Origin of the sequence: Brevundimonas nasdae (assembly GCF_016654005.1) — a bacterium.
Lineage (GTDB): Bacteria > Pseudomonadota > Alphaproteobacteria > Caulobacterales > Caulobacteraceae > Brevundimonas > Brevundimonas nasdae.
This window is the reverse complement of record NZ_JAEPWN010000001.1, coordinates 55812-71482: the sequence shown is the minus strand read 5'-3', so window position 1 is coordinate 71482 and position 15671 is coordinate 55812. Positions and strand designations below refer to the sequence as shown.

The window sequence follows — 15671 nt, the reverse complement described above, 5'->3', positions numbered from 1 at the left end:
GTTGGTTGCATGGCCGCCATGTCGCAGGCCTCCCAGCCGCAACCCAGATCTTTTCAGCCGCCCAATGACCTACATCGTCACCGACGCCTGCGTGAAATGTAAGTTCATGGACTGCGTGGAAGTGTGTCCGGTGGACTGCTTCTACGAGGGCGAAAACTTCCTGGTCATCGCCCCGGACGAATGCATCGACTGCGGCGTGTGCGAGCCGGAATGCCCCGTCGACGCCATCGTGCCCGACACCGAGGACGAGCCGGACGGCAAGTGGCTGCAGGTCAACGCCGAATACGCCAAGGTCTGGCCCAACATCACCGTCAAGGGCACGCCGCCCGCGGACCGCGAACAGTTTGAACGCGAGACGGGCAAGTACGAGAAATACTTCAGCCCCAAGCCCGGAAAGGGCTCCTGAAGGCCGCCGTCACACGGGACAAGCCTTGCTGCAATTCCATGACGCCCCTGTGGACGTTTTGAAATTCCGCAAATTTGTGATAGGTTCTGTTTCATTGGATCGGGCGGTCTGCGAAATCTTCGCGCCGCCCGTGTTTGCGACAGTATCCCGCCCATGAAGACGGGATCGGCCAGAGGTTTGGTGATCCGTTTCCGTATCTGACGTCTGACATTCATTTCATCCGTCGGCTCCCACCGCCGGTCGAGATGCTGTTTGCGTTTGCTGCGCCTTCGCTTCGCCTGTCCCTGACCGGGAAAGGACGAATATGACGAGCAAGACTGGTCTGGAGTTCAAGGTTGGCGACGCGGTCGTCTATCCGGCGCACGGCGTTGGCAAGGTCGCCGCGATCGAGACGCAGGAAGTCGCCGGCATGTCGCTGGAAGTCTATGTCGTGACCTTCGACCACGAGAAGATGACCCTGCGCGTTCCGACCAAAAAGGCCGTGACGGCCGGCCTGCGTTCGCTGGCCGCCGACGACGTCGTGACCAAGGCCCTGACCACCCTCAAGGGCCGCGCCCGCATCAAGCGCACCATGTGGTCGCGTCGCGCCCAGGAATATGAAGCCAAGATCAACTCGGGCGACCTGATCTCCATCGCCGAAGTGGTCCGCGACCTGCACCGCGCCGACACCCAGCCGGAACAGTCCTATTCCGAGCGCCAGCTCTATGAATCGGCCCTGGACCGCATGGCCCGCGAAGTCGCCGCCGCCAACAAGATCGACAAGGACGCCGCCGTCGAACTGCTGGCCAAGTCCCTCAGCGCCAAGAAGCCGATCCCGACCGCCGAAGCGGCCTAAGGCTCGACCTCAGACAAACGAAAAGGCCCCGGAGCGATCCGGGGCCTTTTTGCATCGGGCGCCGGCCCAGCCGCTGACGCCTCAGAAATACTCGGCGTTGGCCGGGCACTGGGCGCTGATGCGGCGGGCGGTGATGCTGGCGGGGATATAGGGGGTGCCGCGCACGACCTGGGCGCCGCCCCGGAAGCTGAAGCTGGTTTCCGTATAGGTCCCGCTCAGGCGCACATTGATGCGGCGGTTCTTGTGGTCCGAGCAGGTTCCCTCGAACCGCGCATTGCCGTCGCCGACCACGCGGGTCGGATAGGTGCAGCGCCATTTGTTGGTCGAGATGCCGCCGAAGAATCGGTTGATCTCGCTGGGGCGCACGCATTTCTGCAGCGTCTCGCGCTGGCCCACGGCGTTGGTGGTATATTCCCAATAGCCCGGCAGGACTTCGCTTTGCGCCGCCGTCTGGGCCGTCGCCTGGGCGGGCGCCATCGCGGGCGCGGCCAGCATGAAGCCGCCCGCGAGCACGGGGGCCAGGACGGCCAGAGTCTTGCGCGCCAGAGTCTTGCGAGCCAGAGCCTTACGAGACGGGGTCAGACGGGACATGGCGGCCTTCTGTTCAGCTTTCATCTTCATGATATGGTTCATGCAGCACGGGAATTGAATGGCCGCTGAACGGCGGGGTTCCCTGCCGTGCAGACTCGCCAGAGTCGCACCCCCTGCACCAAACAGCCAAGACTCGGCTTGACGCCGAACCGGCTGATCCCTTATACGGCCCCCTCTCGCGCGGGCTATCTCCCGCGCGTACTTGTTTCACGCGTCTGTTCCCCGCTTTGGGACCGGCCGCCGCACCTTAAGGATCTGACGATGTCGCGTCGTTGCGAACTCACCGGTATCGGCCCGATGGTCGGCCACAACGTGAGCCACTCGAACATCAAGACCAAGCGCCGCTTTCTGCCGTCGCTGAAGACGGTCAAGCTCACCTCGGATTCGCTGGGCCAGACCTTCAGCCTGCGCATCTCGAACGCTGCGCTGCGCACCCTGGACTACAAGGGCGGCCTGGACATCTTCATCGTCAAGGCCCGCGACGAGCAGCTCTCGGTCGCCGCACAGCGCATCAAGCGCCAGGTCAAGGCCAAGCTGGCCGAGCAAGCCGCCGCCTGATCGGCGACTGCTGAATCTATTCTGGAAAAGGCCGGCGGAAACGTCGGCCTTTTTCTTTGCCCTTTTGACGTGACGGCCTATCCCTTGCCCCCAGCATCAACAAGGGCGACGGCCGAATGCCATCCAGCATCCATCGCGCAGCAGCAGCGGCCGCCGCCGCATCGGTCCTGGCCCTGAGCGCAGGCGCCGCATCCGCCCAGACGGAGCAACTGCGCGAATCGACCGCCTTCACCCTGGCCACCGACCAGCCGCGCACGGCCGAACAACTGGCGATGCAGTTCGACAAGGCCGATCTGTCGATCAAGGTGATCCCCGACGACAAGGCCATCGACGCCGTCGCCGTGCTGGACTTCACCGCCCTGGCCCCGCTGGACCGGCTGGTGGTCGAACTGGACACCCTGCTGACCATCTCATCCGTGCAGGTGGACGGGGTCGAGGTCGCATCCGACCGCTGGACCAATCCGGAAGGCCGCCTGACCGTCGACCTGCCCCAGACGCTGCCGACCGGGGGCAAAACGGCCCTGCGCATCGCCTATGCGGGCCAGCCGCGCGTGGCGCCGCGCGCCCCCTGGAACGGCGGCTTCGTCTGGTCGACCACCCCGTCCGGCGAACCGTGGATCGCCACGGCGGTCCAGGGCGAGGGCTGCGACCTGTTCTGGCCCTGCATCGACAGCCCGCACGGAGAGCCTGGCCGGGTCGATCTGCACATCACTGTGCCCTCCAACTTGTCAGCGCCGTCCAACGGGCGGTTCCTGGGCAAACAGGACCACGGCGACGGCTGGACCACCTGGAACTGGACCGCGAAACAGCCCAACACCTACGCCGTCGCCCTGAACATCGGCCCGTACGAACAGGTCACCGCCGATTACGCCAGCCGGTTCGGCAATAGGATCCCGATGGCCTACTGGCATCTGAAGACCGATGACCCGGCCAAGGTTCAGGCCCTGTTCGCCGAGTTCCCCAGGATGCTGGACTTCTTCGAGGCCACGGTCGGCCCCTACCCCTTCGGCGACGAAAAGATGGGCGTGGTCGAGACCCCGCACCTGGGCATGGAGCACCAGACCATCAACGCCTATGGCAATGAGTACAAGCTGGACGGACGCGGCTATGACTGGCTGCTGCAGCACGAGTTCGCCCACGAATGGTTCGGCAACCAGCTGACCAATCAGAACGCCGACGACATGTGGCTGCATGAAGGTTTGGGCAGCTATATGCAGCCCCTCTATGGCCGCTGGCTGCACGGCGACCGCTATATGCAGACCGAACTGGCCGACCAGAGACGCGGCCTGATCAACAAATACCCCGTCGTGTCCGGCAGCCCAAAGACCGAGGGCGAGGTCTATAATTCAGAGAACGGCCCCGGCAATGACATCTATTCCAAGGGTTCGCTGATCAGCCATTCTCTGCGGATGCTGATCGGGGACGCCGCCTTCCACCAGGCGGTGACTCGGCTGGTCTATGGACGGCCCGACCCGCGTCCGGGCAATTTCGCGCCGATCTACCGCTCGACCCAGGACTTTCTGGACATCGTCAATGATGTGACCGGCAAGGATTATGGCTGGTTCTTCCACGGCTATCTCTACAACGCCGCCCTGCCGGTGCTGAGCGAAACGCGCGAGAACGGGCGGCTGAAGCTGGCCTGGACCACCGGCGACGGCGCGGCCTTCCCCATGCCGGTGGAGGTCGAGATCGACGGAAGCCTGCGCACGGTGGCCATGACCGGCGGTCAGGGCCAGATCACGGTCCCAGACGGCGCCCATGTCCTGATCGACCCGGCCAACAAGCTGCTGCGCCAGTTGGACTTCATCGACGCCTATCAGGCCTATCGGGCGGAGCAGGCGGCGAAATAGGTTCAATCGACATTCAGTCGGTCGAAATCTTAGATCGTCATTCCGGGGCTGAGCGAAGCGAAGAACCCGGAAGCCAGGGCTGCGGCGCCGTTGTTGGGCGTATTCGGCGCCGGATTGCGAGCCTCCTGGGTTCCGGGTTCGTCCTACGGACGCCCCGGAATGACGATTTGGGGTCGAATGTCGATTTCCCCTAGGCCTTACGCCGCCTCCACCGTCACCGACTGGCGCACGAAGGCGCAGCGTTCCTGGGTCGTCAGAAAGGCGATGTCCGCCGCGTCCCGCCCGCAGGCGATCCGCACCAAACCCTCGACCGGCGCCAGGCCCGTCGCGTCCACCAGCCACCAGCCGTTGTCCAGCCAGACCTCGAAGATGGCGTGGAAGTCGGGCGGGCTCAGCTCAAACGCATAGGCGCTGACCGCCCGCGCCGGAATGCCCGACGCCCGGCACAGGGTCATGCCCAGATGGGTGAAGTCGCGGCATACGCCCGCCCGGTCGATGAAGGTGCGCGCCGCCGTGGTTTCGGTGTCCGAGACCCCGCGCTCATAGTCGATGTTGGCGGTGATCCAGTTCAGGATCGCCAGCACGCGCGCCCCGCCCGAGGTGTCGCCGAACTCACGCGTCACGAACCGCCCGAACTGGTCCGACGGGCAATACCGGCTGGGCTGGAGATAGGGCAGGACCTCGGCGGGCAGATCGCCCCAGTCGTGCTGTGACACGTCGGGCGGCAGGCCCTTCAGCACCCCGTTCTCGACCACCGCCTCATAGGTCAGCCTGACCTCGCCCGAGACATGGCAGCGCAGGGTCCGCGCGCCGAAATCGACGTCCTCGTCCTCGTGCGCCTCGACCGGCGGGTCAAAGGTCAGGCTTTCGTGCAGGATGTCCTGACCGGGCCAGTGCGCGACCTGAATCTTGTAGATGGCGTCGGTCGGCGGATCGAAACGGTAAACAAGCTCGGCGCGGACGCGCAATTTCATGAAGTCACCGGACTGGAGGAGAGGGCGAGGGCCGTCGCCCCAACGCCATGCGACTGAGGCCGTTCGATGTCTGAACGCCTGAACCCGATGGCACAGCGGCCCTGTGGCGTCCAGCCGCAGGGGCGGCTAAGACCCCGCCATGTCCGCCGTCCTGCCGCGCCCCTCCCCCCGCGCGTTCGCCCTGATCGTTCTGGTCTTTTCCGCCTGCGTGCTGGGTCTGGCGCCGATTCTAGTGCGCCTGACCGAGACGGGACCGGCGGCGGCGGGCTTCTGGCGGTTTCTGTTCGCCCTGCCGCTGCTGACCCTGCTGGCGGCGCGCGAACCCAGGGGGTTGGCGGCGCGGCCGTCGAAATGGGCGCTGATCGCGGGCCTGTTCTTCGCCCTGGACCTCAGCTTCTGGCACTACGGCATCGTCATGACCTCGGTCGCCAATGCGACGGTGCTGTGCAACCTGACGCCGGTGGTGGTGACCCTGTTCGGCTGGTTCGTGCTGAAGGAGAAGCCGCATCGGCTGTTTCTGGTCGCCCTGGCCCTGGCCATGGGCGGCGCCTTTGCGATGGCGGCGGGCGCTGACGGCGGACAGGGCACGAACCCGGTGCTGGGCGACATCTTCAGCGTCTCGGTCGCCCTTTGGTACTCCGGCTATTTCCTGGCGGTGAAGGCGGCGCGCGCCACGTCCGGCGCCATGCAGATCACATTCTGGGCCACGCTGGTCGGCACGCCGCTGCTGCTGATCGTGGCCCTGTCCCTGGGCGAGACCATCATCCCCGCCAGCCTGGGCGGATGGGCCGCCTGCATCGCCATGGGCGTGATGCACGTCTTTGGGCAGGGCGGCGTGGCCTGGGCGCTGGGCCGTCTGCCCGCCTCCATCACCGCCGTGACCATTCTGGTGCAGCCGGTCGTGGCGGGCCTGCTGGGCTGGTGGATCTTCCATGAGACCCTGACGCCGGTTCAGGCGGTCGGCGGGGTGCTGGTTCTGGGCGCGGTGGTCCTGGCCCAACGCAGCGCCGCGCTGAAAGCCCGCTCAGCCGCATAGCCGCCAAAGCAAAACAGGCGCGGAAGCCGTAGCCGCCGCGCCTGCCTCTGAAACTATGTGCTCAGCAACTCTTAGAGAAGCTTGAGGTCGATCGCCGAGGTTTTGCCGCGCTGGTTTTCCAGCTCGTATTCGACCTTGGCGTTCTCATCGAGCCCCTGAAGGCCCGCCTTCTGAACGGCGGTGACGTGTACGAACACGTCGGAGCCGCCGCTATCGGGCTGGATGAAGCCGTAGCCCTTGGTGGGGTTGAACCACTTGACCGTACCGGTCGCCATGTCTGCGTCTCCGTAAACGCGCTTTTCCAGGCAGACCTCCCTGCGGGAGACCCGTCAGTCCATCTGGACAGCTCGTTCACGCGAAGGAGCAAGACATGGGTATGGACCCCATGCAAAATCCGGACTGCAAATATGTTGTCACCCGGCTTTTCGAGACGGTCAACTGCTAAAACGACGGCCGATTTGCATGATTTCTGGTTGATTGAACCTCAACGGCAAACGCCACGCTTGGCGCCGTCCAGGTGCAGATGGTCGGCGTGGGCGGCGTTGTAGTCGGGCGACAGGGTGGTGGAGAAGACCCCGCAGGCCCCGTCGCGCACCCTGTGCAGCAGGCGCGAGCCCGCCATGCCCGCCGGGCCTTCGCCGTCCCAGTCGGCTTGGACGCTGATGCTGCGCCCGTCCGTCAGGGTGACTCCGGCCACGTCCAGAGCGTTGGCCTGCGCATGTTCGCTGGGCCGCGCCGCCTCGTCCTGCGCGCCATAGATGCGGCGGCACGCGTAGCTGCCAAGATTGCGGACCCGCGCGGGGGCGGCGCCCATCTCCTCGCGGGCTGTCGGCTGCAGCACCTGCCGGTCCCACAGGACGTAACGGACGGCCAGCGGACACTGCATGACGACATTCGCAGGCGCCAGCGGCGTGACCGCCCCGCCCGTGATCCGCACCGCCCCGCGCACGACGCAGAAGCCGCCGTCGTCCCGATCCTGCGCGCGTTCGACCCTGACCCCGGCGTCCCGCAGCAGGCGCAGGCAGGCGTCGGTCGCCTTTCCCACCTGTTCCGGCGAGGCGTCGGGCGACAGATCGAACCACGCGACCTTGGCCGCCGTCGCACGCCCCAACGGCTGGTCCAAATCCAGCGGCCTCCACGGCAGGTCCTGAGGCGGGGCGAAGACGTGCAGCAGGCCGAACGCGGCGCAGGCCAGCATGACGGCCTGCCACACCAGATCCCACAGATCAGCCAGACCCCGCTTCATGCCGCTCCTGTCCGGGCCGACAACGGCCCCGCTGGCAAACGCCGCAGGACCGCGATCCGTTCATCGCCCTGCCGGTCGTGCGGCGATCAGCCCGCCATCTCAGCCTGCAGCGCCGCCATCAGCGCCGCCGCGGGCAGACTGCGGGCCAGGGGCGCGCCCTGCCCGGCCCACTGGGCGCCGTACCCGCCTTCGCCCCGCGCCTTGGCGGCGGCGTTCAGGGCCTTTCCGGCGTCATAGGCGATGGGATAGGCGGCGGCCGGCGGCACGTCGCCCTGCCCCCAGAGCGTGAAGCGGTTGCGCAGGCTGCGGGCGGGGCGGCCCGAGATGGCGCGGGTCATGGTCGTATGGGTCGCGCCCTCGCCCTGCAACGCCGCGCGATAGGCCTCGTCCGCCGCGCTTTCGGGGCAGGCGATGAAGGCGGTGCCAAGCTGGGCCGCCACGGCGCCGAGGTCCAGAACCGCGCGCACGCCCTGCCCGTCCATGATCCCGCCCGCCGCAATCACCGGCAGGCCCGACTTCTGAACCAGCAGCCGGGTCAGGGCCAGGACGCCCAGCTGGTCGTCCGGCGCGTCGGGATCGAACACCCCGCGATGACCGCCCGCCTCATAGCCCTGGGCCACCACGGCGTCGACGCCCGCCGCCCGAGCCGCCAAGGCTTCGTCCAGGCTGGTGGCGGTGGACAGGAGAGTGATCCCCCCCTGTTTCAGCGCCGCGATCCGCGCCGCATCCGGCAGACCGAAGTGGAAGCTGACCACCGCAGGCGCCGTCTCGACCAACAGGGCCAGCATGTCGTCGTCATGGGCGAAGCTGCGATAGATGGTGCGCAGCTGCTCTGGCGGCTGGGCGTCGAACCCGGCGAACAGAGGCCGCAGCGCCTCCCGCCACGCCGCCTCGCGCGCCGCGTCCGGCGTCGGGTCCTCATGCACGAACAGATTGACGTTGAAGGCGCGGCTGGTTCGGGCCTGCACGGCCGCGATCATCGCCCGCGCGCCCGCGTCGTCGGTCGCCCCCACGCCGATGGAGCCCAGCCCGCCTGCATTGGACACCGCCGCCGCCATGTCCGGCGTCGACACCCCTGCCATCGGGGCCTGAATGATGGGGACAGTCAGCGACAGGCGTTCAATCAGGGTCATGCGGTGCAGTTAGGGTTCGCCCCGCCCCATCGCCACCGCCCGCGCCCCCTTTATTACGCGGGCGCCGCGCCCAGCGCCCGCACCAGACCCGGCATCAGGCCGTTCGCCGCCCCCGCCTCCGGCCCCTGATTGCTCAGGCCGATGAAGGCCACGCCGCGCACGGGCGCCACCGCCGCCACTGCGTGCCACAGGGTGTTCGACCCCTCGTGCATCAGCACCGGCCCCGACGCCCAGGGGGCGTGGGGCGGCGCGATCCAGCCCCCGGCATAGGGCGTGTCCGCGCCAGGGCTCGGCGTGCTGAGGGCGGCGATGCTTTCGGGCTTCAGCCAGCCGCCGCCGTCGGTCAGGAAGACCTTCAGCCAGGTCGCATAGTCGGCCAGCGACATATGGGCCGTCCCCGCCGGACCCAGGGCCAGCGGATTGTCCGATCCGGGGCTGGCGGGGTCCATGGCGACGCGGTCGGCGCCCTCGCCCTCATGCCCCCAGGCGTTGGCCCCGCCCTTCACATTGTGAGCAGGCGCGCCGAACCCGGCTGAGGTCAGGCCCAGCGGCGTGAAGACCTCGGCCTTCATGGCGTCTTCCCACGATCCGCCGGTGATCTGTTCGATGGCGGCGCCGACCAGGATGTAGTTGACGTTGGCGTATTCGAACGCCCCCCTCGCCCCCGTCGGCGGCTTGGCCAGGGCGGCCTCGGCGATGGCGCGGCGCTGGACCGTCCAGGGGCGCGGGTCGTCGCGCGAAGTCATGAAGAAGACCATGCCCAGGGCGTCTTCGTCCTTCAGCCCCGCGCGGTGCTGGATGAAGTCGGTGATGGTCACGCCGCTCCACGCCGGATCAATGGCTGCGCCGGGGAACAGGGTGCTCAGCGGCGCATCCCACGCGGCCCGCCCCTGTTCGACCAGCCGGGCGTAAAGCGCCGCCGTCATCGCCTTGGTGTTGGACCCCAGGTGCCAGCGGTCGTCCGGCGTCGCCGCATCGCTTCCGCCCACCTGCCGCACGCCGCGCACCCCCGACCAGATCAGGCCGTCGCGCGTCACCACGCCGCCCGCCAGGGCGACCGGCGCCTTTTCAGCGAACAGTTTGTCCAGCACGGCCTCATAGGCCGAGGCTTCTGCGGCGGACGCCGCCCCGACCGGCAGGGTGCTGGCCAGGCCTGAAATCAGAACGGTTCGGCGGTCCATGATCATGCCCTTCTCCACTTGCACGCCCGCACCCTAGCGGCGGCGACGCATCGGAACACGTTAGAATCCCGTCATGTTTCAGCGCCGCTTGCCCTGACCGCCTCATCGGGTCAGTCTGACCCCATGGGAAAGAAATCAGACGCCTACGCGACCGAACTTGAGCAGCTGCAGCTCGCGATTGTCGAAACGCAGTCCTGGACCATCAAGAACAATCTGCGCGTCGTCATCGTGCTGGAAGGCCGCGATACGGCGGGCAAGGACGGGGCCATCAAACGGCTGACCGAATATATGTCGCCGCGCCAGACGCGCGTCGTCGCCCTGCCCAAGCCCAGCGACCGCGAAACCAGCCAGTGGTATTTCCAGCGCTATGTCCCCCACCTGCCTGCGGCGGGCGAGACGGTCATCTTCAACCGCTCCTGGTACAACCGCGGCGGGGTCGAGCCGGTGATGGGCTATTGCACGCCCGAACAGTACGCCCAGTTCATGACCGACGCCCCGCGTTTCGAGCGGATGCTGACCGACGACGGGATCATCCTGATCAAGATCTGGCTGGACATCTCGCGCAAGGAGCAGGCGAAACGGCTGAAGGAACGCCGCGTCGATCCGCTGAAACAGTTCAAGCTGTCGTCGCTGGACGCCGAGGCCGAGGCCCGGTTCGACGCCTATTCCGACGCCCGCGACCGGATGCTGGACGAAACCGACCGCCCCTTCGCCCCCTGGACCGTCATCGCCACCGACGACAAGAAGACAGCGCGCCTGAACCTGATCCGCTACATCCTGTCGGTGCTGGACCATGTGACCCAGGACGTGAAGAAGCCGGACCCCGACGTCGTCCTGACCGCTGACAGGGCCAAGGGCAAGCTGGCGCGCTGAGCGGGCGACGCCAATCAATCCCGGCGGTGCAGGCGACGCCCCGCCCACGCATCTGCGCCTGCGTAGATCAATCAATTCAACGGTTAAGACAATTCTAGACGGAATCGACGCGCCTGAGCTTTTATCCGTGTCATCATCACGCTGAGATGTTCCGCCCCTTGTCCGCGATACAGGCCTGGGCCGGGATTTCAGACTATTCAGACGAATTGGACTCTGTTTTTTCCGCCGGCCGGATCTGAATCCGGTCGGGCAGGTGACGAACCGCCCTCCAACCCCTACCTAGCGTCCATGACCGTTCCCGCCTCCCCGCCGCCCATCCTCGACGCCGCCGGCGTCGACGCCGACGAAGCCCTGTCCATCCTGAAGACGGCCCTGGCCGGGGCCGACGACGGCGAGCTGTTCTTGGAACGCTCCGAGAGCGAGAGTCTGGTGTTAGACGACGGGCGGCTGAAATCCGCCGCCTATGACGCGACCGAGGGTTTCGGCCTGCGGGTCGTGGCGGGCGAAACCGCCGGATACGCCCACGCCAACGAAATCTCCGCCGCCGCCCTGCGCCGCGCCGCCGACAGCGCGGCCCTGGCCAAGGCCGGTCACGCAGCCCTGGTCGCCGAGGGGCCGCGCGCCACCAATCAGAAACTGTATGGCGAGGTCGATCCCCTCGCCTCGCCCGCCTTCTCGGACAAGATCGCGCTTCTGGCCGAGATCGACGCCTGGGCGCGGGCGCGCGACCCGCGCGTGGTCCAGGTGTCCGCCTCTCTGGTCGGAGAGCGACGCGCCATCGAGATCCTGCGCGCCGACGACCGGGCCGTGCGCGACATCCGCCCGCTGGTGCGGCTGAACGTCTCCGTCACGGTCGAACAGAACGGCAAGCGCGAAAGCGCTTCATCGGGCGCGGGCGGCCGCGCGGGCTTTGAGGAATGGATCGCGCCCGAGCGCTGGCAGGCCCAGGTGGACGAGGCTCTGCGTCAGGCCCTGGTCAATCTGGACGCCATCGACTGCCCGGCGGGCGAGATGGACGTGGTTCTGGGCGCGGGCTGGCCCGGCGTCCTGCTGCATGAAGCCATCGGCCACGGCTTCGAAGGCGACTTCCACAGAAAGGGCTCATCCGTCTTCAACGGCATGATGGGCAAGCGCGTCGCCGCGCCCGGCGTGACCGTGGTGGACGACGGCTCCATCGCCGACCGTCGCGGCTCATTGTCCGTGGACGACGAAGGCACCCCGACCCAGCGCAACGTCCTGATCGAGGACGGCATCATGGTCGGCCTGATGCACGACCGGCTGTCGGCGCGTCAGATGGGCGTCGCCGCCACCGGCAACGGCCGCCGCCAGTCCTTCGCCCACATGCCGATGCCGCGCATGACCAACACCTTCATGGAGGGCGGCCGGGATTCGAAGGCCGACATGATCGCCAATACGAAGCGCGGCCTCTACGCGGCCAACTTCTCGGGCGGCCAGGTGGACATCACCAACGGCAAGTTCGTCTTCCAGTGCAACGAGGCCTATCTGATCGAGGACGGGGTCATCACCGCCCCGGTGCGCGGCGCCACCCTGATCGGCGACGGCGCCACGGCCCTGACCAAGATCCAGATGATCGGCGACGACTTCGCCTTCGATCCGGGCGTCGGCGTCTGCGGCAAGGCCGGACAGGGCGTGCCGGTCGGCATCGGCCAGCCCAGCCTGAAGATCGGCGGCCTGACGGTGGGCGGCACGGCGGTCTGACCGCCGCGCCTGCGCCCGGTTCCTATTCGCCTACGGGGCGCCACTCCGGCCCGCGCGGATCAAGACCGGCGGCCTCCAGCCGGTCCAGCACCCCGTCCGGCTCGGCCAGCACCCGCAGAGGGGCCACCGCCAGGGTCACCCCCGGCTGGCCCAGCGCCTGATCCGTGGCCTCCAGCCACTTCTGGCGCAGCATGGGGGCGACCTCGGGATCACCCGAAGGCCAGCACAGGTTCAGGGCCTGATCCAGCGGATTGGCCAGCACCGCCGCGACACGCAGATGGCTCCAGTCATCCAGCCGTTTCGCCGCCCCCTCGGGTCCGGCCTGCGCGGCCTCGACCGTCATCGCCAGACAGGCCAGATAGGTCTCTGGGGGGGCCGTCAGAAGCCCGTCGATCAGTTCGTCGCCGCGCACCACGCCCACGGCGTCGCCGGGGATGCGCGCCCGCCGCGCCTTGTCGCTGACCACGCCCACCACGGCCCGGCCCCGGCGCTCCAGCCCCGTGCGGTCCATCAGGTCCAGGCTCTGGATCAGCGGCGGTTCGCGCCGCCAGTTCTGCGACCGCTCTCCCGCGTGCAGGGCCTCCAGCTGCGCCATCAGCTCGGGCGAGGCGTAGTCGGCGATGGTGCGGCCATCCGGCAGGCGGGTGATGGTGCGGATGCGCCAGATCAGGCGCAGCACGTCGGCGGGCGAGGCCCGGCCCTCGATCGGGTACATCACCCGTTGCGCGCGCAGGGTCGCCTGTTCCAGCGCCTCGGGCCGCCATTCATAATTGCGCGGCACCCCGCTGATGGAGCCGACCAGGATCACGGTGCTGTCGCCCCGATCCACAGTCCAGATCGGCAGCCCCGCCCGGCGCGCCACCACGACGATGTCATCGACAGAGGCCGGCGCCTCAACGGACGGCGCAGGCGGCGGCGCAGTCTGGGCGACGGCCGCGCCGCCCAGAGCCGCGCTGAATACCAACGTCAGAAATAGGGACTTCATATTGCTCTCGAACATTACAGAGCCGTATAGTTTCATAGCTGCCAGTATAGGCACGTGAATTGCCTGTAATGATGTCGCCGATTTAATCCACCTTTCCGCCTTGTAACTGGAGATGAACAGCGGCAATCGGCACACCCTGCGTCAACAGATCGAGGGGAAACCGATGACCAAGACCATTCTGCTGGCCACCACCGCCCTGCTTTTCGCAGGCGCCGCCCATGCTGAAACCACGCCCCAGGTCGCGGAAGCGCTCGTGCCGACCAGCCCCAATGGTCAGGCGCCGCTGATCGACTCCGCCCAGCGCGGCGTGCTGGTGTTCACGCCCGACTTCTTCGCCTCGCAGCAGCCGAACACGGCGTTGGACATGGTCAACCGCATCCCCGGCTTCTCGGTCGACGACGGCTCCGGTTCGCGCGGCTTCGAAGGCGCGGTCGGCAATATCCTGATCAACAACTCGCGTCCGGCCTCCAAGAACGACACCGGCTCCAACGTGCTGAACCGCACCCTGGCCAGCCAGGTCGAGCGGATCGAACTGATCCGCGGCGGCGCGTCCGGCATCGACATGCAGGGCTATGCGGTGATCGTGAACGTGATCCTGAAGTCGACCAGCAGCCGCCAGTCGATCCTGACCTGGAACGCCCAGTTGTTCGAAGGCGGCCACGATGTCTTCGGCGGCTCCTATCAGTTCACCGCGAAGAGCGGCGAACGCAGCTGGGGCGTCGTTCTGTCGGATGGCACGGGATCCAGCGATTCCAACGGCGTGGGCCGTTCGATCCGCACCGACGCCGCCGGAAACATCTTGCGCGACGAACGCTTCGAGAATGACGGCTGGGGCGGCGGCAACTCGATCCGCGGCAACTATTCGGGCCCTCTGCTGGGCGGCAAGCTGGAGAGCACCGCCCGCTATGGCATAAATGATTGGCAGAGCTGGTCGGAGTTCAGCTCGCCCACATCCCTGCGCCGCAACGACTATGCCGAGAAGGGCCATTCCGGCGAACTGGGCCTGACCTGGACCCGGCCGCTGAACCCGCGCTGGCAGCTGGAGACGCGGTTCATCCACGAGTTCAGCGACTTCGACAACGTCTCCACCGGCAACCAGACGCGTAACGGCGTGACGGCCCCGGAAGAGCAGTTCAAATCGAACGGCGATTCGTCCGAAACCATCCTGCGCGGCCTTCTGCGCAACGAACGCTCGTCCGCCCTGACCTTCGAGGTCGGCGCCGAGGTCGCCTACAACATGCTGGACGTCCACCAGGGCTTCACCATCGGCGGCGCGCCCATCGAACTGCCCAGCGCCTCGGTCAAGGTCGAGGAGACGCGCGGCGAGGCTTTCGGCAAGACGACCTGGCGCATCAATCCCAAACTGACGCTGGAAGGCGGCGTGCGGCTGGAGGCCTCGACCATCAAACAGTCGGGCGACGCCAACCAGGAGGAAAGCTTCTTCTTCGCCAAGCCGCGCTTCCTGGCCACCTGGACGCCGATGGAGAACAACCAGTTCCGCTTCCGCTTCGAGCGTGAACTGGGGCAGTTGGACTTCAGCGACTTCGCCGCCGCAGCCGAGCTGGACGACGGCACGCTGTTCGGCGGCAATGTCGATCTGCGCCCGGAACAGCGCTGGATCACCGAGGTGAACTACGAACGCCGCTTCTGGGGCAATGGCATCGTCGCCATCGGCTATCGCCACGACAAGATCATCGACGTGATCGACCGCCTGCCCCTGCCCGGCGACCTGTCGGCGGTCGGCAACATCGGCGACGGCACGCTGGACCAGCTGTCGCTGAACGTCATCGTGCCGCTGGACAAGTTCGGCATTTCGGGCGCACGATTCACCTTCAAGAACAACTGGAACAAGACCAGCGTCACCGACCCGACCGCGGGTGAGGACCGCCCCATCTCAGGCGTTCGCGCCAGCCAGGCCAATGTCGGCTTCCAGCAGGACATCGCCCGCTACAAGACCCAGTGGGGCGTCAACTGGCTGCCCCGCCTGGGCCAGCCCACCTATGACCCGGATCAGACCAACATCTGGCGGGGTTCAGGCTATGTGGAGGCCTTCGCCGAGTACAAGCCGACCGCAAGCCTGGCCATCCGCGCCCAGATCAATCTGTGGGACGACTTCACCATCCAGCGCACCGTCTATGCGTCGCGCGATCCCCGCACCGTCGACTATGTCGAGGATCGCGACATCGACCCGCGCACCTTCGTGTCGCTGCGCGTGCGCAAGACCTTCTGAAGCCAAGGCCCCACTCCACGGCCACAGAAAAAGGGCGGCGTCCGCGAGGACGCC

Annotated in this window: 15 protein-coding genes; 8 read left to right on the top strand and 7 right to left on the bottom strand. The window is 67.1% G+C overall.

The annotated features are described in order from the left end of the window. Window positions 1-64: 64 nt before the first annotated feature. Both fdxA and JKF87_RS00350 read left to right on the top strand, forming a co-directional pair. Window positions 65-406, top strand: coding sequence for a ferredoxin FdxA (gene fdxA, locus JKF87_RS00355; protein WP_201096343.1), 342 nt, complete (start codon window positions 65-67; stop codon window positions 404-406). Window positions 407-710: 304 nt separating this feature from the next. Further along, on the top strand, window positions 711-1241 hold the full coding sequence (locus tag JKF87_RS00350; protein ID WP_055753908.1) for a CarD family transcriptional regulator: 531 nt from the start codon (window positions 711-713) through the stop codon (window positions 1239-1241). Window positions 1242-1322: 81 nt separating this feature from the next. Here JKF87_RS00350 and JKF87_RS00345 read toward each other — a convergent pair whose 3' ends face one another. Next, window positions 1323-1862 (bottom strand): DUF3617 domain-containing protein, encoded by a 540-nt coding sequence (locus tag JKF87_RS00345; protein ID WP_236260994.1) that lies wholly within the window; start codon window positions 1860-1862, stop codon window positions 1323-1325. Window positions 1863-2093: 231 nt separating this feature from the next. Here JKF87_RS00345 and rpmB point away from each other — a divergent pair, with 231 nt between their 5' ends. Both rpmB and JKF87_RS00335 read left to right on the top strand, forming a co-directional pair. After that, window positions 2094-2390 (top strand): 50S ribosomal protein L28, encoded by a 297-nt coding sequence (gene rpmB / locus JKF87_RS00340; RefSeq protein ID WP_201096339.1) that lies wholly within the window; start codon window positions 2094-2096, stop codon window positions 2388-2390. 116 nt (window positions 2391-2506) lie between these two features. Next, window positions 2507-4240, top strand: coding sequence for a M1 family metallopeptidase (locus JKF87_RS00335; RefSeq protein WP_201096338.1), 1734 nt, complete (start codon window positions 2507-2509; stop codon window positions 4238-4240). Between the two features lie 197 nt (window positions 4241-4437). Here the strand turns inward: JKF87_RS00335 and JKF87_RS00330 are convergent, their stop codons facing one another. Then, window positions 4438-5214 (bottom strand): transglutaminase-like domain-containing protein, encoded by a 777-nt coding sequence (locus tag JKF87_RS00330; protein ID WP_201096337.1) that lies wholly within the window; start codon window positions 5212-5214, stop codon window positions 4438-4440. Window positions 5215-5353: 139 nt separating this feature from the next. Between JKF87_RS00330 and JKF87_RS00325 the strand changes: the two genes are divergently transcribed. Then, entirely contained in the window at window positions 5354-6250 is an 897-nt protein-coding gene (locus JKF87_RS00325; RefSeq protein WP_201096336.1) for a DMT family transporter, read from the top strand. 71 nt (window positions 6251-6321) lie between these two features. Here the strand turns inward: JKF87_RS00325 and JKF87_RS00320 are convergent, their stop codons facing one another. The 4 genes from JKF87_RS00320 to JKF87_RS00305 form a co-directional block, all read right to left on the bottom strand. Further along, window positions 6322-6525 carry a cold-shock protein gene (locus JKF87_RS00320; protein ID WP_008264090.1) on the bottom strand — a complete coding sequence of 68 codons (204 nt, stop codon included), beginning with the start codon at window positions 6523-6525 and terminating at the stop codon, window positions 6322-6324. A gap of 209 nt (window positions 6526-6734) precedes the next feature. Then, the gene (locus JKF87_RS00315) at window positions 6735-7496 is read right to left on the bottom strand and encodes an extensin-like domain-containing protein (protein WP_201096335.1); all 762 of its coding nucleotides are present in this window, start codon (window positions 7494-7496) and stop codon (window positions 6735-6737) included. Window positions 7497-7582: 86 nt separating this feature from the next. Continuing rightward, complete coding sequence (locus JKF87_RS00310; RefSeq protein WP_201096334.1) at window positions 7583-8629, bottom strand: NAD(P)H-dependent flavin oxidoreductase; 1047 nt, start codon at window positions 8627-8629, stop codon at window positions 7583-7585. A gap of 53 nt (window positions 8630-8682) precedes the next feature. Next, complete coding sequence (locus tag JKF87_RS00305; protein WP_236260993.1) at window positions 8683-9816, bottom strand: serine hydrolase domain-containing protein; 1134 nt, start codon at window positions 9814-9816, stop codon at window positions 8683-8685. Between the two features lie 117 nt (window positions 9817-9933). Between JKF87_RS00305 and ppk2 the strand changes: the two genes are divergently transcribed. Next, complete coding sequence (ppk2, locus tag JKF87_RS00300; RefSeq protein ID WP_201096333.1) at window positions 9934-10683, top strand: polyphosphate kinase 2; 750 nt, start codon at window positions 9934-9936, stop codon at window positions 10681-10683. Window positions 10684-10971: 288 nt separating this feature from the next. Continuing rightward, window positions 10972-12402, top strand: a complete 1431-nt coding sequence (tldD, locus tag JKF87_RS00295) for a metalloprotease TldD (RefSeq protein ID WP_201096331.1) — start codon at window positions 10972-10974, stop codon at window positions 12400-12402. 22 nt (window positions 12403-12424) lie between these two features. Here the strand turns inward: tldD and JKF87_RS00290 are convergent, their stop codons facing one another. Further along, window positions 12425-13387 (bottom strand): TraB/GumN family protein, encoded by a 963-nt coding sequence (locus JKF87_RS00290; RefSeq protein WP_201096329.1) that lies wholly within the window; start codon window positions 13385-13387, stop codon window positions 12425-12427. 163 nt (window positions 13388-13550) lie between these two features. Here JKF87_RS00290 and JKF87_RS00285 point away from each other — a divergent pair, with 163 nt between their 5' ends. After that, the gene (locus JKF87_RS00285; RefSeq protein WP_201096327.1) at window positions 13551-15617 is read left to right on the top strand and encodes a TonB-dependent receptor plug domain-containing protein; all 2067 of its coding nucleotides are present in this window, start codon (window positions 13551-13553) and stop codon (window positions 15615-15617) included. Window positions 15618-15671: the final 54 nt, after the last annotated feature.